Below are 19984 nucleotides of genomic sequence, written 5' to 3' on the forward strand. Positions count from 1 at the left end.
TGTCGTTTCACAATCCATTAAACAGGGTAAACCTTAACAACTTCTTAAGGGGAAAATTTATTTATTTTTACTGTACAGCAGGCGCTTGCAGAAGGTTTACTGACGGCATCAAGGAGGAAATATGCGCATTTTACTGGTAGAAGACGACAAGCTCATTGGCGACGGCATCAAAGCGGGCTTAAGCAAAATGGGCTTTAACGTGGACTGGTTTACCGACGGGAAAACCGGGCAGGCGGCCCTGTACACCGCGCCGTATGATGCCGTGGTGCTTGATCTGACGCTGCCGGAAATCGACGGGCTTGAGATCCTGCGCGCCTGGCGCGAAAGCGGAACGAGCGAACCGGTGCTGATCCTGACCGCGCGGGATGCGCTGAATCAGCGCGTCGAAGGGTTACGCCTGGGGGCGGATGATTACCTGTGTAAGCCGTTCGCGCTGATTGAAGTGGCGGCCCGCCTCGAAGCGCTGGTACGCCGCAGCCACGGTCAGGCGCGCAGCGAGCTGCGTCACGGTAAGGTCACGCTCGATCCGGCAAGCCTTGTCGCCACGCTGGAGGGCGAACCGCTGGTGCTCAAACCCAAAGAGTTCGCCCTGCTGGAGCTGCTGATGCGTAACGCGGGCCGGGTGCTGCCGCGCAAGCTGATCGAGGAAAAGCTTTATACCTGGGACGATGACGTCTCCAGCAACGCCGTCGAAGTCCACGTTCATCATTTACGCCGCAAGCTCGGGAGCGAGTTTATCCGCACCGTGCACGGCATCGGTTATACCCTGGGTGACGCATGAAACTGACCCAACGCCTGAGCCTGAAGCTGCGCCTGACGCTCCTCTTTTTGCTGCTTTCCCTGGCGGCCTGGTTTGCCGCAAGCGTGGTCGCCTGGCACCAGACGACCGACAAGCTCGATAAGCTGTTCGATACCCAGCAGATGCTGTTTGCCAAACGGCTGCTGACGATGGACGTGGACGAACTCCGCGCGCCGGAGCGTATGCGCGAGGTGCCGAAAAAAGCGAAACACGGCCATCTTGACGACGACGCGCTGGCCTTCGCAATCTTCACCGCCGACGGCAGCATGGTGCTTAACGACGGCGAAAACGGGCGCGACATACCTTACCTCTACCGCCGGGACGGGTTTGATGACGGTCGGTTGCAGGATGACAACGACGAATGGCGTTTCCTGTGGCTGACTTCTCCTGACGGGAAATACCGCGTGGTGGTTGGCCAGGAGTGGGAGTACCGACAGGATATGGCGCTGGACGTGGTCAGCTCGCAGCTGACGCCGTGGCTGGTGGCGCTGCCCGTGATGCTGCTGTTGCTGATTGTCCTGCTGAGCCGGGAGCTGAAACCGCTGAAAAAGCTGGCGCAGACCCTGCGCTCGCGCTCCCCGGATGCGACCGATACGCTGCCCACCCACGGCGTGCCGACGGAGGTTCGCCCGCTGCTTGATGCGCTTAACCATCTTTTCGCCCGTACGCAGGAGATGATGGCCCGCGAGCGTCGCTTCACCTCGGATGCCGCCCATGAGTTGCGCAGCCCGCTGGCCGCGCTGAAGGTGCAAACCGACGTGGCGCAGCTTTCCCTTGACGATCCCGGGGCGCAGTCTAAAGCGCTGGGGCAATTGCATGCAGGCATCGACCGCGCCTCCCGGCTGGTGGACCAGCTTCTCACTCTGTCGCGCCTGGATTCACTGGATAATCTTGATGACGTCGAACCCGTGATGATGGCCGATTTGCTGCAATCTGCGGTGCTGGATATCTGGCATCCGGCGCAGCAGGCGGGCATTGATGTTCGGCTCAACGTTAATGCGCCCGAGGTGATGCGTCACGGACAGCCGCTACTGCTGAGTCTGCTGGCGCGAAACCTGCTGGACAACGCCGTTCGTTACAGCCCGCGCGGCAGCGTGGTGGACGTGACGCTGAACACCCAAAGCTTTACCGTGCGCGACAACGGCCCGGGCATTTCAACCGATGCGCTGACGCGTCTCGGCGAGCGCTTTTATCGTCCACCGGGCCAGGACGCCACCGGCAGCGGTCTGGGGTTGTCTATCGTCATGCGTATCGCGGCGTTGCACGGGATGCGCGTCTCGCTGGGCAATGCGCCGGAAGGGGGTTTTGCGGTGACCGTCAGCTGGTAAGATTATTGCGCTGAGCGCAAAAGACTTTGCACATTTTGCTTATTTTTCCGCTCCGTCCTCGCGCGTAGAATACCCGGCATACTCTCATCATCGAGGACAAATAATGAGCAACATTCTGATTATCAACGGCGCGAAAGAATTTGCGCACTCTAAAGGCCAGCTCAATGACACCCTGACCGAGGTCGCGGATGGTTTCCTGCGCGACGCCGGACATGATGTTAAGGTCGTGCGCGCGGACAGCGATTATGACGTGAAGGCCGAAGTGCAGAACTTCCTGTGGGCCGACGTGGTGATCTGGCAGATGCCGGGCTGGTGGATGGGCGCACCGTGGACCGTGAAAAAATACATGGACGATGTGTTTACCGAAGGTCACGGTTCGCTGTATGCCAGCGACGGTCGTACCCGTTCAGATGCGTCTAAAAAATACGGTTCCGGCGGTCTGATTCAGGGCAAAAAATATATGCTCTCCCTGACCTGGAACGCGCCGCTGGAAGCCTTCACCGAGAACGATCAGTTCTTCGAAGGCGTGGGCGTAGACGGCGCGTATCTGCCGTTCCACAAGGCGAATCAGTTCCTGGGAATGGAGCCGCTGCCGACCTTTATCGTCAACGACGTAATTAAAATGCCGGACGTCCCGCGCTATATCGCAGAATATCGCAAGCATCTCGCGGAAATTTTTGCTTAACTGGAAGCCTGGAATTAGAAGGAGTTAATTATGCTTACCGTTATTGCTGAAATCCGTACGCGTCCTGGCCAACATCACCGCCAGGCAGTACTGGATGAGTTCGCGAAGATCATCCCGACCGTACTGAAAGAAGAAGGCTGCCACGGCTACGCGCCGATGGTAGACGCCGCCACCAGCGCAAGCTTCCAGGCGACCGCGCCAGACTCCATCATCATGGTGGAGCAGTGGGAAACCGTCGCACACCTTGAAGCCCATTTCCAGACCGCGCATATGAAAGCGTGGAGCGACGCGGTGAAAGGGGACGTTCTGGAAACCCACATCCGTATTCTGGAGCAAGGGGTTTAAGTTCTGTGAAATTTGCCGGGTGGCACTACGTTTACCCGGCCTACAACTTTCCCCCGCAGGCCCGGTAAGCGGTAACGCCACCGGGCTTTTTTTATCACCTTACCGCTCAACTGCTATGCTTATTCTGACTTCATGTTTAACAGGAGGATGGAATGGGTCTTTTTAACTTCGTGAAAGAAGCAGGCGAAAAGCTTTGGGACAACCTGACCGATCATAAGGGTCAGAGCGACAAAATCACCGAGCACCTCAAGAAACTCAACATTCCCGGTTCCGATAAAGTTCAGGTTAACGTCACCGATGGCAAGGCCAGCGTAACGGGCGACGGGCTAACGCAGGAGCAGAAAGAAAAAATCCAGGTCGCCGTCGGCAACATCGCGGGCGTCAGCGAGGTGGAGAACAACATCACCGCGACAGACGCCAAAGATGAAGCAACCTACTATACGGTGAAATCCGGCGATACCCTGAGCGCCATCTCTAAAACCGTGTACGGCGATGCCAATCAGTACAACAAGATCTTTGAGGCGAACCGCCCGATGCTCTCCAGCCCGGATAAAATTTATCCCGGCCAGACGCTGCGTATTCCTAAGGCATAACGTCTGAGGCTATTGGTTCACGTCGCGCAGAGGAACAGCATGAAAATCGCTTGTCTTGGCTGGGGCTCGTTAATCTGGAAAAGCGGCGCGCTACCGGTAGCCGGTGAGTGGCAAACCGACGGGCCTTCTTTGCCCGTCGAGTTCTGTCGGGTCAGTGATGGCGGTGAACTGGCGACCGCCATCTGTATGAATGCCCCTGCCGTGCCGGTGCTTTGGGCATGGCTGGAGGCCACAACGTTGAGCGTGGCCTGCCGCGCTTTGCGTGAGCGCGAAGCCATTCCCGAGGATCGCTGCGATGGCATTGGCTCGTTGCTAATCACCGGACGCGACACGGGTATCCTGACAACATGGGCCAGGGAGAAAGGTATTGAAGCGATCATCTGGACCGGGCTCCCGCCGAGAAGCGCGTCACAGGAAGGCAGGGTTCCTGCCGTGGACGAAGCCATCGCTTATCTCGACGGCCTCAGCGGAGAGACCCGCAGCCATGCGCGGGACTATATTTGCCGCGTGCCTGCCCAGCTTGATACGCCCTACCGGCGCGCCATTAAAGAGGTGCTTGGGTGGTGATACCGCTGCCCGTTACCAGTACAGCTTCCAGCTCTGGGTGAAGCGCACCAGCGCCTCGACGTAGAAGTAATCGCCCCAGCTCGCGCACTCATCCACGCCTTTATTGCTCGCCAGGTGATACACCGAGTGCTTAAGCAGCCCGTTGCCCTTCTCTTCTTTGCCCATCAGATAGTGCTTTGTCAGCGTGGACATAATCCCTTTCGCCCATTCGAGGTAACGTTCGCGATCCGGATCCGTGACCGGCAGGTGTTTTACCAGCTCCAGCAGCCCACATACCGCAATCGCCGCCGAGGAAGAGTCACGCAGCGCGTCGGTGCCCACCAGCGCCAGATCCCAGTGGCAGACGTAGTCTTCCGGCAGGCGATTGAGGAAGTAGTTCGCCAGCCGTTTTGACAGAGCGATCATCGTTTCGTCGCCGGTATAGATATAGCTCAGCAGGAAACCGTAAATGCCCCAAGCCTGCCCGCGCGACCAGCAGGAGTCGTCGGCGTAGCCCTGCTGGGTGTTGCCGTAGCGCGGTGCGCCGGTTGCTACATCCATATAGTAGGTGTGGAAGGTGGAGGCATCGTCACGAATGAGATACGTCGCCGCCTGCATGACGTGCGCTTTTGCGGCGTCGGCAAAGCGCGGATCGCCCGTCTGCTCTGTTGCCCAGTAGAGCAGCGGCAGGTTCATGTTGCAGTCGATGATCATTCGCCCGGCCTGCTCCGGATCGGAGAGATCGCCCCACGCCTGGATGATCTTCGCCTTCTCGTGGAAGCGTTCCAGCAGGGCTTCCGCCGCCAGCAGCGAGAAGCCGCGCGCCTCGCGGTTTCCGGTCAGCCGCCACGCGGCTACGCAGGAGAGCGTGTAAAGGAAGCCTAAATCGTGGGTATTGGTGTCGTTGCGCCCGGCGATGCGCAGGCCAAACGAGCGCACGTGTTTTTCCGCCATCGCACGGAATTTTTCCTCGCCGCTCATCTCCCACGCCAGCCACAGCTGCCCGGTCCAGAAGCTGGTGGTCCACTCCACGTTGTCAGTCAGCGGATAAAAACCGTTCTGGCAGGTTTCCGCCGGGAATTTGTCGCCGAACTCCGTTAAATGACGGCTAATCAGGTCCAGAACGTGGCTGCGCGCCGAATTCAGTTCATCGCTGAATGCGCGGAAGTCAACGGGCGCAGCGATAACAGGCAGACGTTCTTCTTTGATACGACTTAACATATTTCGGTTCCTTCTTTGACGGCGTAATTTATCGTGTTGACGTTTCTGCTACGTTCAGCGCACGAGCCCCGCGCCATTTGCTCTGACAGGCGGATAACGTAAAAGCAGAAATAAGGGTAAAGGTCAGCGCCGTTGCGCCCATGATGATATAGGTGTGCTCAAAGCCAATACGGTCATACATATAGCCGGCAGGGGAAGAGACCACCACGTTGCCAACGTAGAGCATCGCCTGATAGCCGAGTAAATACATGGTGGCATTGACGCGCTTGTCGAAATGCTCGGCGATATATTTAAATACCGACACCAGCAGGAGACAAATTTCCAGACCGTACAGCGGCTTAAGCACTGAAATTAACAGGTGTGAATCACACATGCCGGAAATAATCAGACGCGCCCCAACCACCAGCCCGACAATTAATAGCCCGCGTTTGGCGCCAATAAAGTTCACAAACAGCGGGACCACCATATACATGACGAACTCCATGCCCGACTGCACGGTCCCGAGATAACCGAATACCGCGTTGCCCTGGTGAATATCGTCGAAGAAGGTGACGAAATAGCGCGAGAACTGCTGCTCGGCGATAAACATCATCCACGCCACGCCCGCCACGTACAGGCAGAAGGCCCAGAATTTGCGGTTTCGCAGCAGGGCGTAAACGTCTGACGGGGCGATTTTCTCTTTCGTCAGCACCTCGCCCGCGTGAATGGAGTTAGTGTTCACTTTCAGGCTCAGCAGGACGATCAGCATCAACACCGACGCCACGCTGCCGAGAATAAAGTTATACGCCGGTGAGAGGTTGAACAGCAGGCCGGAGAAAGATGACGCCACCGCCCAGCCGAGCGATCCCCACATACGGATCTGCCCGAACTCCATGCCGTTTAAGCGGCTAAAGCGGTCAGAATACGATTCGCACGCCGCCACACCCGCGTACCAGGCAAAGCTTAAATAGAGCGCGCCGATAATAATCCCCAGCAGGGTATTAGACATTAACAGCGGCTGGTATACGTAAATAAAGAACGGCGCCATCAGGGCCGACATGATCACCACAAAATAGAGCAGGTATTTGCTCATGCCGATCTTATCGAGAATATAGCCGTAGATCGGTTTAAGAATTACGGAGAATATCCCGTTCACCGCAAAAACGGTTCCAATCACCGAGCCGCTGAGATTGGCTTTCTGGCCAAGCCAGATCGCCAGCAGTCCAATACTGGCAGACCAGGTAAAGAAATAGAGAAAGATAAAGCTACTGATTTTGTAATATTCAGTTCTGTTGGTTGTCGATGTGCTTTTCATATCATCCTCGCCGACGTGTAGGGCCAGATTTTTATAATGTGAACGACAGCTTACGTTCGCTTCCGGGTTCGCTAATGACGACCCGGCTATGGGTTATATTCAGCTGCGGCGTCGCCGCAGCGAGCTGTCTTCCGCCAGCCAGAACGGCGCAACAGAGCCAGCTTTCCCCTTGCGGGAGGTCAGCTTTTAACAGCGGAATGGAGGCGCACTCCGCAAACATAATGCTGCTGTTCGGCGGCGTGACGATGCTGTCTGGCTGGCGCTGAATGATCGGCGAAAGATCGACAATGACGCTGCTGCCGTTTTCAGCCAACAGATAACAACCGCGTTCGCGCACCTGGTGGGCGGTTTTCATCACCGCAAAGCCGCCCTCGACGGTTTGCAGAGTGCGCGTGCTGTTGATACGGTGCAGGCGCAGGTGCCACTCCCCGAACGGGATCTGCCAGGTCGTAATCTGCACGTCGCGCCACGGCGACCAGCGCGAGAAAATGTAATTTTCATCCACCCGAACCTCTTCGCACTCGCGACGACCGCGGAAATAGTCATCTCCGTCCGCCAGCAGCAGCATGGAATCGCAGGCGGCATGCTTCAGGCCAAAACGCCCGCGCTCAAGGGTGAATCCGAAGCGGCTGGAGTAGGCAAATTTGGTGTATTTCGCTTCGGTGTTGACGTAGTTGTTCAGCTCCAGCTGACCAGCGGTAAGCATGACGACGTGCTGCGAATCTTTCGAATGCATCAGGATCTGCTGCGCATGCGGAATCACATGTTTTTCAGCAAGCGCGGGCAGCGGTTGTTCTTCCGCCTGCCAGAACGGGTGTGCTTCCGGCAGCGCCAGGATCAGATAGGTTTTCAGCGCCCAGTACGGTGAACCGGGGGAGTTGTAATCCTCGCACATCGCCAGGTTCGGATACGCAAACCCCAGGGTGAGAATGCCGTCGCGATCGACAATCGACTGCTGCTGCCACCAGCGCAGATGCCGCAGCACAATGCCTTTCACGATGCCCGGGGTGAAGACGTCCAGCTGAGAAAAGGCCACCGCGCTCCAGAAGGCAACCATGGCAAAGCGGTAGGTCAGGCTGCGGCCAAACGGCACCGAGGCGCCATCGGCGGCGGACCAGTAGATAAAGTCTTCCGCGAAGAGGCGCGAGCGCTCGCGCAGCACATTCGCCCTCGCCTCGTCGTTACTCAGGGTGGCGTAAATCAGGCCGTAGAAATGGAAAGCCATGGAGATGTAGTAATCTTTCGGGCGGCCGGGACCGTCGGAATACCAGCCGTCGCCGAGGTAGTAGGCGTCCATCAGCGCAAAGCGGTGGTCAATGGCGTCCTGATCGTACGGCAGGCCGGCGCGCTTAAAGCCTAGCTGAACCATAATGGCAAAATAGTTCCAGTTGCTGTCCGGCATCTGCGCGTCGGTGATTTGGTTGAGCCACGCGTGCAGGTTCATCACCTCGCGACCGGTAAAGTGCGCGGTGAGTTTATCTCCCAGCAGAGCGAGCCCCAGACCGTAGGCCGCCATCTCCACCAGACGCTGATCGTACGGGCCGGTTTCACCCCAGTAGCCGCTGCTTTGCGGGTCGGTACCAAGCTTAATGGCAGTAAGGTACTTCTCGCTGAACGGCGTGCTTTCGCCGGACGCCATCAGCGGAAACAGCCCCCACAGCGCGCGGGACAGTCCCTCCATCTGCGCAATATCTGCTGTGTAATGGGCGCAGGTGTCGCCCAGCGGGAATCGTGAACGGTTCGCCGGAAATTGCATGTCCAGCGCCTGTAAAAGTGCATTCAACGACGCCACTACCTCCTGGCGTGAAGACAACGGATTTGATTTTTCTTTGTTTGCCGCCCACATCGGTTCGCCCTCGTAATCAACTGCGGCAAAGCATAGTGAATCCGCAAGGTGCAGAAATGTTAGCCATGTCACAGGCATGAACGATGAATAAACCTCCAGTTGAGAAAATTTAAAAAGGTGGTTTATAAAGACGATCAGACAGGAAAAAGTTGAGTTTTATTGCACTATGCGCGACACGCCGACAACCGACCTTCTGGAACTGATCGCCCTGAACGATACCGTGGCCTCGTTCAGCCGCCTGTTTGCCAATACGGTGCGCTACCATCACTGGCATCAGTGTCTGGAGATCCTCTATGTGGAAGAGGGCTTTGGCGTGGCGATTGTCGATAATCGTCACTACACCATGCGCCCCGGACGACTGTTTTTCTTCCCGCCTTTTACGCTGCACAAGGTCATGGTGGACGAACAGGCGGAGGCAATTTACCGCCGCACCATTATTCATCTCGACCAGCACGCGGTGCTGAAGATCCTGCGGGATTTTCCCCAGACCCGGCAGCGCCTGGAGCGGCTGTCACGCCGTGGCGGCGAAGCGTGGGTCGCCGATTTAGCCCACTGTCACCACCATATCGACCATCTGTTTAGCTGCTATAAACCGCCGATGAACGGCGAGAGCATCGCCAGCCTGCTGATCGGCCTGTTCGCGATGCTGCCCGACGATCGCGACGGCGAGCCGGGCAACAGCCAGGGGATCGCCAGCCAGGTCATGATCTGGCTCGACGAGCATTATCAGGAGAAATTTCGTCTGGATGCGCTGGCTGCAGAGCTGGGTAAATCGCGCAGTTACGTATCGCGAAGATTCCATGCGGAAACAGGCGAAAAAATTCACGACTACCTGAACACGCTAAGGTTGCGTAAGGCGTGCGAGTGTTTACTCCACACTGATTCGAGCGTGCGTGACATTGCCGCACAGGCGGGATTTTCCGACGTGACGTGGTTTATCAGCGCGTTTAAAAAGGGGATTGGCGAGACGCCGTTGCAGTACCGGAAAAACCATTCATCGTGATGAGCTGCATTTCTTGTCCGGCGGCGCTACGCTTGCACGGGCCTACGGGTTAAGTAGGCCGGGTAAGGCGCAGCCGCCACCCGGCAAAAAGACAGCGTGTATCAGGCCTCTATATCCGCCATGTCGCCTTTCTCCTGTAGCCAGTTACGTCGATCTTCAGAACGTTTCTTGGCCAGCAGCATGTCCATCACGGCGTTAGTTTGCTGTTCATCTTCATCGCTGATGGTCAGCTGCACCAGACGGCGGGTATTCGGATCCAGCGTGGTTTCACGCAGCTGCATCGGGTTCATCTCACCCAGCCCCTTAAAGCGCTGAACGTTCGGTTTGCCCTTCTTGCGCTTAAGCTGTTCCAGCACGCCCGCTTTCTCTTCTTCCGTCAGTGCATAGTAAACTTCTTTGCCGAGGTCGATTCGGTACAGCGGCGGCAGCGCCACGTGGACGTGACCGTTTTTCACCAGCGCGCGGAAATGCTTCACAAACAGCGCACAGAGCAGCGTGGCGATGTGCAGGCCATCGGAGTCCGCATCCGCGAGAATGCAGATCTTGCCGTAGCGCAACTGGCTCAGATCGTCGCTGTCCGGATCGATACCGATCGCAACCGAGATGTCGTGTACTTCCTGCGAGGCCAGCACTTCATCAGACGAGACCTCCCAGGTGTTGAGGATCTTACCCTTGAGCGGCATGATCGCCTGATATTCACGATCCCGCGCCTGCTTGGCCGATCCGCCTGCCGAGTCTCCTTCCACCAGGAACAGCTCGGTGCGGTTGAGATCCTGCGCGGTACAGTCCGCCAGCTTGCCGGGCAGCGCGGGGCCGCTGGTCAGCTTTTTACGCACCACTTTCTTCGCCGCGCGCAGACGACGCTGGGCGCTGGAGATCGCCATTTCAGCCAGCATTTCTGCGGCCTGAACGTTCTGGTTCAGCCACAGGGTAAATGCATCTTTCACCACGCCGGAGACGAACGCCGCACACTGGCGTGACGACAGGCGCTCTTTAGTCTGACCGGCAAACTGCGGATCCTGCATTTTCACGGAAAGCACGTAGGCGCAGCGATCCCAGATATCTTCCGCCGACAGCTTCACGCCGCGCGGCAGAATGTTGCGGTATTCGCAGAACTCGCGCATCGCATCCAGCAGCCCCTGACGCAGGCCGTTGACGTGGGTCCCGCCGAGCATAGTGGGGATCAGGTTAACGTAGCTTTCGGTCAGCAGCTCGCCGCCTTCCGGCAGCCACAGCAGCGCCCAGTCCACCGCTTCAGTATCGCCTTCGAAATTCCCGACGAACGGTTTTTCCGGCAGGGTTGGCAGGCCGTTAACCGCTTCGCACAGGTAGTCGTTCAGACCATCGGCGTAGCACCAGGTTTGTTCGGTATTATTAACGTGGTCTTTAAAGGTGATTTCCACGCCCGGGCACAGCACCGCTTTGGCTTTCAGCAGGTGCGTCAGGCGGGAAACAGAAAAGCGTGGGCTGTCGAAGAAGCTTTCGTCAGGCCAGAAGTGGACGCTGGTGCCGGTGTTGCGCTTACCGCACGTCCCGACAACCTGCAAATCCTGCACTTTTTCGCCGTTTTCAAACGCGATGTTATACACCTGGCCGTCGCGACGGACGTTCACTTCCACGCGCTTTGACAGGGCGTTAACCACGGAGATCCCCACGCCGTGCAAGCCGCCGGAGAACTGGTAGTTTTTGTTGGAGAACTTACCGCCCGCGTGCAGACGACAGAGGATCAGCTCAACGGCGGGAACACCCTCTTCCGGGTGGATATCTACCGGCATGCCGCGGCCGTCGTCGATGACTTCCAGCGACTGATCGGCGTGCAGGATAACGTCCACGCGTTTGGCATGGCCTGCCAGCGCTTCGTCCACACTGTTATCAATTACTTCCTGGCCCAGGTGGTTTGGGCGCGTCGTATCGGTGTACATCCCCGGGCGGCGGCGAACCGGCTCAAGCCCGGTGAGTACCTCAATGGCATCAGCGTTATAGGTTTGCGTCATGATTTAAGCTAGCAATTCGCATTGATTGTCAGTGGCTGTGCAGTCCAAGAAAATCGACAATCTGGGTGAAATGATCTTCAAAGCCCGTGAAAGCATGGTTACCGCCCTCTTCTACAGTCTGGCGGCAGGATGCGTAATACGCCACTGCCTGGCGGTAATCCAGCACTTCATCTCCCGTCTGTTGCAGCAGCCAGATAAGATCGGGCGCTTCAAGCGGGTCGACCTGCATAACTTTGAGATCGTAAATATGGCGTGACTCTAGCACATATTGTTGGCCGGTGTAGGGGTTCTCGTTTTCGCCAAGAAAGTCCCTTAACAGCTCAAATGGCCGGACCGCCGGGTTGACGACGACAGCGGGCAACATAAAGCACTGCGACAGCCAGGTGGCGTAGTAGCCGCCGAGCGACGACCCGACAACGCCAAACGATTCGCCGCCGTGTTCCAGCACTAGCGATTCCAGCATCTCTGCCGCATCCGCCGGATAAGGGGGCAACTGCGGAATAATCATCTCCACGTGGGGATGATGCGCGCTCAGCCACTGGCGAAGCTGCGTCGCTTTCGCCGAACGCGGTGAGCTGTTAAACCCATGCAGATAGAGAAGCGTCGACATCAATAGCCTTCCGAAGCGGTATCCGGGCGGAATTGTGCCCCGGCCAGACGGCAAACTTCGGTGGTCAGCGAGCCATCGGCATGCAGCTCCAGCCAGCGCCAGCCCGGTGCGATGGTATCCAGCGTAAAGTTGGCGCAGTGCGGCTTAAACTGCACGCAGGTAGAGGGCGTCGCGAGCAGACGTCGACCGTTCCAGTCGAGATCCTGTTCCTGGTGAATATGACCGCACAGCAAATTTTTTACGCGCGGGAATTTCGCCAGCACGCCGTCCAGCGCCGCAGAGTTGCGTAAGCTGTGCTGATCGAGCCAGCTACAGCCCGCCGGCAGCGGGTGATGATGCAGTAACAGCAACGTATTGCGATTCGGTTCGGCGGCCAGTTTTGTCTCCAGCCAGTCAAGCTGATAGTCGCTCAACTCACCGTGCGGAACGCCAAACACCTGACTGTCGAGGAGCAGAATTTGCCACTGGTCCCCCGCAAAGACACATTTTGCCGGTGAAATCCCCGCATCCTGAAGCGAACTGTACATCGCGGGCTGAAAATCGTGATTGCCCGGCAGCCAGACGCAAGGCACGCTAAAGCTCGCAATCCCTTCAGCAAAATGCTGATAGGCTGCGGAGGATTGATCCTGCGCCAGATCGCCCGTCGCGACGATCAGATCGCATGGCCGCTTTTCAGCATGGATCGCGTCAAGAACCGCCTGATAACTCTCCCAGGTGTTCACGCCCAGAAGCGTCTCATGCTTTTCGGCAAAAAGGTGGGTGTCGGTGATTTGTAATATCCTGACTGGCGCCCCACCAGCAACAGTCAGGTTCAACAGGCTTTCCAAATGGTGTCCTTAGGTAGGTTTATGACGCTAACAAACCGGAATCGCCATTGCTCCATGTGCTAAACAATATCTTAGCCAGTCGGCTAAAAACTGGTTAATTTGATGCTTTTCGTCGCGTTGATGCAACTTTTTATTCGGATAATCATACCGCGCTTTAAAGCGAAAGATCTGCTGGCTTGAACACACTTCAGCGACCATCGCGTCATGATAAAGACGTACCGTCATCGATGGCAGGCTCCAGTAGCTGATGCTCGGCGCCGTTTGCTCAATCTCCACCAGCGTAGTGTAGCGCGTTGATTCTGTTATCGTTAACCGATACTGCGCGTTGCTCACCTGATAGCTCACCGTTTCGCCGGGCGCGTCGTTTCGCGGCAGCAGGCGGCGCAGCTGGGCGAAATTGGTTTCGCACAGGCGCATCATTTCTGGGAAGTCAGGTGTATAACGCTTCATTTTTTCCACTCGTGTCGTAATGTCTGATAATGCAGCTGTAGCCATTGCAGAGCGATGACAGACGCTGCGTTGTCGATTTTCCCCTCTTCTACCCACTGGTAAGCCAGCTCCCGACTCACCACATGAACCCGAATATCTTCGTTTTCATCTGCCAGACCATGGATCCCTTCCGCTGTCGTGGCGTCCACTTCGCCCACCATAATAGATGAACGTTCCGTTGTCCCACCCGGGCTTGCCAGGTAGCTCAACACCGGCTTCGTCCGGCCAACCACCAGGCCCGCCTCTTCCAGCGCCTCGCGGCGAGCGACGTCTTCGACCGACTCACCTTCTTCGATCATCCCGGCCACCATCTCCAGCAACCACGGCGTTTCGCTGGTATCATAAGCCGCAATACGCACCTGCTCGACCAGCACAACTTCGTCACGCACTGGGTCATAGGGTAGCAACACAGCCGCATGCCCGCGCTCAAAAATTTCGCGTTTGATTTCACCGCTCATCTCACCGTTAAACAGACGATGCCTGAAACGGTAAAGTTCCATTGAAAAAAAACCGCTATAAAGCGTTTCTCGTGCAATAATTTCTACATCGTTTTTGGCGAAGGTGACAGGCACGTTTTCTGGTTTTTGCATCGGTCGAGTCCTGGTAGCAATGGTGATGAAATTGTGAATTTCAAGGCTGTTTGGCTGCCGTTTGTATGGCTATATGGTAGATTGGAGCAAATTACCGCCAGATGGCACGTTACGCCAACCTTTTGGTGTGGATGATTCTGTTAGAATCGGCAATTATTTTTAATTAGATCAGCGCTAATACTGCTTCACAACAAGGAATGCAAATGAAGAAATTGCTCCCCATCCTTATCGGCCTGAGCCTGACGGGCTTCAGTGCAATGAGCCAGGCAGAGAACCTGTTACAGGTCTACCAGCAGGCACGTCTGGGCAACCCTGATTTACGTAAATCAGCGGCCGATCGTGATGCTGCGTTTGAAAAGATTAACGAAGCACGTAGTCCACTGCTGCCGCAGTTAGGCTTAGGTGCAGATTATACCTACACTAACGGTTTTCGCGATAATAACGGCATCAACTCGAATGCCACCAGCGCCTCTTTACAGTTAACGCAAACCCTGTTCGACATGTCCAAATGGCGTGAGCTGAGCTTGCAGGAAAAGAGCGCGGGCATCCAGGATGTGACCTATCAGACCGATCAGCAAACGCTGATCCTGAATACCGCGACCGCCTACTTCAACGTACTGAGCGCGATTGACGCCCTCTCCTACACCGAAGCGCAGAAACAGGCGATTTATCGTCAGTTAGATCAAACCACCCAGCGCTTCAACGTGGGCCTGGTCGCCATCACTGACGTACAGAACGCCCGTTCACAGTACGACACCGTACTGGCAAACGAAGTGACCGCACGTAACAACCTCGACAACGCGCTGGAAGCACTGCGTCAGGTCACCGGTAACTACTATCCTGAGCTGGCCTCTCTGAACGTGGACAGCTTCAAAACAGACAAGCCGCAGGCGGTTAACGCCCTGCTGAAAGAGGCGGAAAACCGCAACCTGACCTTGCTGCAGGCACGCCTGAGCCAGGACCTGGCGCGCGAGCAGATCCGTCTTGCACAGGATGGTCACCTGCCAACCCTGAGCCTGAGCGCCTCTACCGGCGTATCGGATACCAGCTACAGCGGTTCTAAAACCAACACTGCCCAGTATGACGACAACAATATGGGCCAGAACAAAGTTGGCCTGAGCTTCTCTCTGCCGCTGTACCAGGGCGGGATGGTTAACTCTCAGGTTAAGCAGGCGCAGTACAACTTCGTAGGCGCGAGCGAGCAGCTTGAAAGCGCGCACCGCAACGTGGTCCAGACCGTGCGTTCTTCCTTCAACAACGTGAACGCGTCCATCAGCAGCATCAACGCCTATAAACAGGCCGTTGTCTCTGCGCAAAGCTCTCTGGACGCGATGGAAGCGGGTTACTCCGTCGGTACGCGTACTATCGTTGATGTGTTAGACGCAACGACCACGCTGTACAACGCGAAACAGCAGCTCTCCAGTGCGCGTTACCAGTACTTGATCAACCAGCTGAACATCAAGCAGGCGCTGGGTACGCTGAACGAGCAGGATCTGCAAATGCTGAACAGCACGCTGGGCAAACCGGTTTCCACGTCGCCTGACAGCGTCGCGCCGGAAAATCCACAGCAGGATGCCGCCGTGGATAATTTCACCGCTAACAGCAGCACCCCGGTTGCACAGCCAGCGGCAGCGCGTAGCACCTCACCTGCCAGCAGCGGCACGAATCCGTTCCGCAATTAAGCGTGTCATCAGGCCCACTGCGGCCTGATGCCCTCACCTCAGCCCTCTCCCACAGGGAGAGGGAGCACATTAATCCCCCCCGAACGTAAGCCAACGTAAAGATCCCCCGGATTTCGCCCCTCGTCGCTTCATTTTCAACCACTCATCCTCTATCCTGAGCGTTATTACCACTGGGTCCTGGAAGACAAATATGAAACGGACAAAAACGATGAATCACGCGTCGTTCCGCAAAAGCTGGAACGCACGCCACCTGACACCTGTCGCGCTGGCGGTCACCGCCGTCTTTATGCTGGCAGGCTGTGAGCAAAACGACGAAACGGTTTCGCTGTATCAAAACGCCGACGACTGCGCGAGCGCAACCGGTAAAGCCGCTGAGTGTACGACGGCGTATAACAACGCCCTGAAAGAAGCGGAACGTACCGCGCCGAAATATGCCTCACGCGAAGACTGTGTAGCCGAATTCGGTGAAGGCCAGTGCCAGCAGGCACCTGCTCAGGCGGGTATGGCACCGGAAAACCAGGCGCAGGCACAGTCCAGCGGCAGCTTCTGGATGCCGCTGATGGCGGGTTATATGATGGGCCGTTTGATGAGCGGCGGTGCGGGCTACCAGCAGCAGCCGCTGTTTAGCTCCAAAAACCCGAACAGCCCGGCCTACGGGAAATACACCGATGCCACCGGCAAGGGTTACGGTGCTGCAACGCCTGGCCGTACGATGACCGTACCGAAAACCGCAATGGCGCCGAAACCAGCCACCACCAGCACCATTACCCGTGGCGGCTTCGGTGAGTCTGTTGCCAAACAAACCACCATGCAGCGTAGTGCGACCGGCTCCTCAACTCGCTCAATGGGCGGCTGATCATGGAACGAGTCAGTATTGCCGAGCGCCCGGACTGGCGCGAAAAAGCCACCGAATACGGTTTCAACTTTCACACCATGTACGGCGAGCCGTACTGGTGTGAAGATGCTTACTATAAGCTCACGCTTGCTCAGGTCGAAAAGCTTGAAGAAGTGACCGCAGAGCTGCACCAGATGTGCCTGAAGGTGGTTGAGAAAGTCATCGACAGCGATGAGCTGATGACCAAATTCCGCATTCCGAAGCACACCTGGAGCTTTGTTCGTCAGTCCTGGAAAACGAACCAGCCTTCGCTCTACTCTCGCCTCGATCTGGCATGGGATGGCGTGGGTGAACCGAAGCTTTTAGAAAATAACGCAGATACGCCAACCTCCCTGTACGAAGCCGCGTTCTTCCAGTGGATCTGGCTGGAAGATCAGGCGAATGCCGGAAACTTGCCGGAAGGCAGCGATCAGTTCAACAGCCTTCAGGAAAAGCTGATTGAACGTTTCGTCGAACTGCGTGAACAGCACGGTTTCAACCTGTTGCACCTCGCCTGCTGCCGCGATACCGAAGAAGACCGCGGTACGGTTCAGTATTTGCAGGACTGCGCAGCCGAAGCGGAAGTGGCGACGGAATTTCTCTATATCGAAGATATCGGTTTAGGTGAAAAAGGTCAGTTTACGGACATGCAGGATCAGGTGATCAGCAACCTGTTCAAGCTCTATCCGTGGGAATACATGCTGCGGGAAATGTTCTCTACCAAACTGGAAGACGCTGGCGTGCGCTGGCTGGAACCAGCCTGGAAGAGCATTATCTCCAATAAAGCCCTGCTGCCGATGCTGTGGGAGATGTTCCCGAATCACCCGAACCTGCTGCCTGCTTATTTTGCCGAAGATGATTTCCCACCGATGGAGAAATACGTCGTTAAGCCAATCTTCTCCCGTGAAGGGGCAAACGTCTCGATTATCGAAAACGGTAAAACGCTGGAAGCAGTTGAAGGGCCGTACGGTGAAGAAGGGATGATCGTCCAGGCGTTTTATCAACTGCCGAAGTTTGGCGACAGCTATACGCTGATCGGCAGTTGGCTTATTAACGATCAGCCTGCCGGGATTGGCATTCGCGAAGATCGCGCGCTGATTACGCAGGATCTGTCACGTTTCTACCCGCATATTTTCGTCGAGTAAGACTTGCCGGGTGGCGGCTTCACCTTACCCGGCCTACATGTCGAGCGTAGGCCCGGTAAGCGCAGCGTCACCGGGCATGTGTTTACCCCACCTGCACCGACAGCATACTCAAACTCCCCATCTCAATGCCGTCGACCGGGGTTGTAATAACCTCCTGACCGTCCCATGCGCCTAATACATACAGCAATGGCAAGAAGTGTTCCGGCGTCGGGTTAGAGAGCGAACCGCCATCGTGCTCCAGATAGTTCACCAAAGGGTGCCGTTCGACCGGCCCTTGCCAGGCCAGGTTGTCTTTTACATAGTCATTAAAGGCTGTTGCCCAGGGGTACGGCGTATTTTCACCGTGCCAGCGTACCGTACGCAGATTGTGTACCACGTTGCCACTGGCTATCAGCATGATGCCCTCATCACGAAGCGAAGCCAGCTTACGCCCCATCTCCATGTGCCAGGCAGCTGGTTTGGTGCTGTCGATACTCAGTTGTACCATCGGAATATCGGCATCCGGATACATTTTGATCAACACCCCCCATGAGCCATGGTCAAAGCCCCAGGCTTCTTTGTCCAGCGCAACCGGAACAGGGGCAAGCAGATCAACCAGCCGCTGCGCCAGCTCAGGGGAGCCCGGCGCAGGATAATGCGTGTCATACAGCGCCTGCGGAAAGCCGCCAAAATCATGAATCGTTTTTGGCGTTTCCATGGCCGTCACGCCGGTACCCCGGGTAAACCAGTGCGCAGAGACCACCACAATTGCCTTCGGACGCGGTAACGTCTCACCCAACTGACGCCAGGCGCGGGTATAGACGTTATCTTCCAGGACGTTCATTGGGCTGCCATGGCCTAAAAACAGTGCTGGCATACGAGAAGAAGACATGGTGATATCCTTAGAGGAGGTGTCAATGTGATAGGCCTACATTACGCGCATTCAGGTGAAGATGAACGCAGATAACCGTGAAGATCATCATCAGGAAATTTGAATGCCAGATATCGCTTAAGGAGAATGCATGTCAGTACCGTTGATTTTGACCATACTTGCGGGCGCCGCAACCTTTATCGGTGCGTTCCTCGGGGTACTCGGGCAAAAACCCTCTAATCGCCTGCTGGCCTTCTCGCTGGGTTTCGCCGCCGGGATCATGCTGCTTATCTCGCTGATGGAGATGCTGCCCGCCGCGCTTCACACCGAAGGGATGTCGCCTGTTCTGGGCTATGGCATGTTTATCATTGGCCTGCTGGGTTATTTTGCACTCGACCGTATTCTTCCTCACGCGCACCCGCAGGATTTAATGCAAAAAAGCGTTACCCCCATTCCGGGAAATATCAAACGCACGGCCATTCTGCTGACGCTGGGTATCAGCCTGCATAACTTTCCGGAAGGTATCGCCACCTATGTCACGGCCAGCAGCAACCTGGAAATAGGTTTTGGTGTGGCGCTGGCCGTGGCTTTGCACAATATTCCTGAAGGACTTGCCGTTGCCGGGCCCGTTTATGCCGCCACGGGTTCAAAACGTACAGCTGTCTTTTGGGCAGGTATCTCCGGCATGGCTGAAATTCTCGGCGGCGTGCTGGCGTGGCTGATCCTCGGTAGCCTCGTATCCCCGGTTGTAATGGCTGCAATTATGGCTGCCGTGGCCGGGATTATGGTCGCGCTCTCTGTCGATGAGCTGATGCCGCTGGCAAAAGAGATCGATCCCAACAATAACCCAAGCTACGGCGTGCTGTGTGGAATGTCAGTGATGGGGATGAGCCTGGTTCTGCTGCAAACGGCAGGTATTGGCTAAGAATTAATGCCTCCGTTTTTATACGGAGGCTTTATATTATTCAAAAAAACAATCCTATATATTTTACATATAATAACCCACAAAATATTAATCTATTAAAACCCCGAAAAAAGAAGCCTCTTCAGATAGCCTGAAAATATTAATTAAAACCATCTAAAAATATATTTAAGTCACGTTAATCGCGTCTCCCCGCCCCAATACGTATACTTTGCGAGTATTCTGAAATTAATATGACCTGCCCCCACGATTAGATACAACACTCAGTTAGTAACGCCGGAATCTTCATTCTCAGAATGACCCTTTCTCCAGCCCGCTGCAAATTCAGACGGTGTCTGATA

The 19984-nt window shown here is 56.1% G+C and carries 20 protein-coding genes; 11 read left to right on the top strand and 9 right to left on the bottom strand.

Annotated elements, in window-relative coordinates; genetic code table 11:
- Nucleotides 1-121: 121 nt before the first annotated feature.
- The 6 genes from qseB to ACOTX1_RS22110 all read left to right on the top strand — a co-directional run bounded on the left by qseB (nt 122) and on the right by ACOTX1_RS22110 (nt 4317).
- Nucleotides 122-781: a quorum sensing response regulator transcription factor QseB gene (gene qseB, locus ACOTX1_RS22085; protein WP_023314857.1), complete on the top strand. Its 660-nt coding sequence runs from the start codon at nt 122-124 to the stop codon at nt 779-781.
- Entirely contained in the window at nt 778-2127 is a 1350-nt protein-coding gene (gene qseC / locus ACOTX1_RS22090) for a quorum sensing histidine kinase QseC (RefSeq protein WP_003862504.1), read from the top strand. Before qseB ends, qseC begins: the two co-directional genes overlap by 4 nt.
- 103 nt (nt 2128-2230) lie before the next feature.
- Complete coding sequence (locus ACOTX1_RS22095; protein WP_003862505.1) at nt 2231-2812, top strand: NAD(P)H-dependent oxidoreductase; 582 nt, start codon at nt 2231-2233, stop codon at nt 2810-2812.
- Nucleotides 2813-2842: 30 nt separating this feature from the next.
- The gene (locus tag ACOTX1_RS22100; protein WP_252055878.1) at nt 2843-3157 is read left to right on the top strand and encodes a putative quinol monooxygenase; all 315 of its coding nucleotides are present in this window, start codon (nt 2843-2845) and stop codon (nt 3155-3157) included.
- Between the two features lie 152 nt (nt 3158-3309).
- Nucleotides 3310-3750, top strand: a complete 441-nt coding sequence (gene lysM, locus ACOTX1_RS22105) for a peptidoglycan-binding protein LysM (protein WP_003862507.1) — start codon at nt 3310-3312, stop codon at nt 3748-3750.
- Nucleotides 3751-3789: 39 nt separating this feature from the next.
- Nucleotides 3790-4317: a hypothetical protein gene (locus tag ACOTX1_RS22110; protein WP_023314858.1), complete on the top strand. Its 528-nt coding sequence runs from the start codon at nt 3790-3792 to the stop codon at nt 4315-4317.
- A gap of 12 nt (nt 4318-4329) precedes the next feature.
- Here the strand turns inward: ACOTX1_RS22110 and ACOTX1_RS22115 are convergent, their stop codons facing one another.
- The 3 genes from ACOTX1_RS22115 to ACOTX1_RS22125 are packed head-to-tail and all read right to left on the bottom strand — an operon-like array spanning nt 4330 to nt 8657.
- Nucleotides 4330-5517 carry a glycoside hydrolase family 88 protein gene (locus ACOTX1_RS22115; RefSeq protein ID WP_023314859.1) on the bottom strand — a complete coding sequence of 396 codons (1188 nt, stop codon included), beginning with the start codon at nt 5515-5517 and terminating at the stop codon, nt 4330-4332.
- Nucleotides 5518-5545: 28 nt separating this feature from the next.
- Nucleotides 5546-6811 (bottom strand): oligosaccharide MFS transporter, encoded by a 1266-nt coding sequence (locus tag ACOTX1_RS22120; protein ID WP_023314860.1) that lies wholly within the window; start codon nt 6809-6811, stop codon nt 5546-5548.
- A gap of 31 nt (nt 6812-6842) precedes the next feature.
- Nucleotides 6843-8657 carry a DUF2264 domain-containing protein gene (locus ACOTX1_RS22125; protein ID WP_023314861.1) on the bottom strand — a complete coding sequence of 605 codons (1815 nt, stop codon included), beginning with the start codon at nt 8655-8657 and terminating at the stop codon, nt 6843-6845.
- A 166-nt stretch (nt 8658-8823) separates the two neighbouring features.
- On the opposite strand from ACOTX1_RS22125, the gene ACOTX1_RS22130 reads away from it, so the two are divergent.
- Entirely contained in the window at nt 8824-9660 is an 837-nt protein-coding gene (locus ACOTX1_RS22130; RefSeq protein ID WP_023314862.1) for an AraC family transcriptional regulator, read from the top strand.
- Nucleotides 9661-9761: 101 nt separating this feature from the next.
- Here the strand turns inward: ACOTX1_RS22130 and parE are convergent, their stop codons facing one another.
- From parE to nudF, 5 genes are read right to left on the bottom strand one after another with little or no spacing between them, the layout of a single operon-like run.
- Nucleotides 9762-11654: a DNA topoisomerase IV subunit B gene (gene parE / locus ACOTX1_RS22135; RefSeq protein WP_003862513.1), complete on the bottom strand. Its 1893-nt coding sequence runs from the start codon at nt 11652-11654 to the stop codon at nt 9762-9764.
- A gap of 28 nt (nt 11655-11682) precedes the next feature.
- Nucleotides 11683-12264, bottom strand: a complete 582-nt coding sequence (gene yqiA / locus ACOTX1_RS22140) for an esterase YqiA (RefSeq protein ID WP_023314863.1) — start codon at nt 12262-12264, stop codon at nt 11683-11685.
- Nucleotides 12264-13091 (bottom strand): 3',5'-cyclic-AMP phosphodiesterase, encoded by an 828-nt coding sequence (gene cpdA, locus ACOTX1_RS22145; RefSeq protein WP_023314864.1) that lies wholly within the window; start codon nt 13089-13091, stop codon nt 12264-12266. Before cpdA ends, yqiA begins: the two co-directional genes overlap by 1 nt.
- Nucleotides 13092-13118: 27 nt before the next feature.
- Nucleotides 13119-13541: a DUF1249 family protein gene (locus ACOTX1_RS22150; protein ID WP_003862516.1), complete on the bottom strand. Its 423-nt coding sequence runs from the start codon at nt 13539-13541 to the stop codon at nt 13119-13121.
- Nucleotides 13538-14170 (bottom strand): ADP-ribose diphosphatase, encoded by a 633-nt coding sequence (gene nudF, locus ACOTX1_RS22155; protein WP_003862517.1) that lies wholly within the window; start codon nt 14168-14170, stop codon nt 13538-13540. The genes ACOTX1_RS22150 and nudF overlap by 4 nt, the downstream gene beginning before the upstream one ends.
- Nucleotides 14171-14373: 203 nt before the next feature.
- Between nudF and tolC the strand changes: the two genes are divergently transcribed.
- The 3 genes from tolC (at nt 14374) to ACOTX1_RS22170 (ending at nt 17871) form a co-directional block, all read left to right on the top strand.
- Complete coding sequence (tolC, locus tag ACOTX1_RS22160) at nt 14374-15852, top strand: outer membrane channel protein TolC (RefSeq protein WP_023314865.1); 1479 nt, start codon at nt 14374-14376, stop codon at nt 15850-15852.
- Between the two features lie 190 nt (nt 15853-16042).
- Nucleotides 16043-16708 (top strand): DUF1190 family protein, encoded by a 666-nt coding sequence (locus ACOTX1_RS22165; RefSeq protein ID WP_003862522.1) that lies wholly within the window; start codon nt 16043-16045, stop codon nt 16706-16708.
- Between the two features lie 2 nt (nt 16709-16710).
- Nucleotides 16711-17871 carry a glutathionylspermidine synthase family protein gene (locus tag ACOTX1_RS22170; RefSeq protein ID WP_023314866.1) on the top strand — a complete coding sequence of 387 codons (1161 nt, stop codon included), beginning with the start codon at nt 16711-16713 and terminating at the stop codon, nt 17869-17871.
- Between the two features lie 82 nt (nt 17872-17953).
- Here ACOTX1_RS22170 and ygiD read toward each other — a convergent pair whose 3' ends face one another.
- Nucleotides 17954-18742: a 4,5-DOPA dioxygenase extradiol gene (ygiD, locus tag ACOTX1_RS22175; RefSeq protein WP_023314867.1), complete on the bottom strand. Its 789-nt coding sequence runs from the start codon at nt 18740-18742 to the stop codon at nt 17954-17956.
- Between the two features lie 130 nt (nt 18743-18872).
- Here ygiD and zupT point away from each other — a divergent pair, with 130 nt between their 5' ends.
- Nucleotides 18873-19646, top strand: coding sequence for a zinc transporter ZupT (zupT, locus tag ACOTX1_RS22180; protein WP_023314868.1), 774 nt, complete (start codon nt 18873-18875; stop codon nt 19644-19646).
- The last annotated feature ends 338 nt before the right edge of the window (nt 19647-19984 follow it).

It is taken from the genome of Enterobacter cloacae complex sp. IR5401, assembly GCF_049238425.1.
Taxonomy (GTDB): Bacteria; Pseudomonadota; Gammaproteobacteria; order Enterobacterales; family Enterobacteriaceae; genus Enterobacter; species Enterobacter hormaechei_C.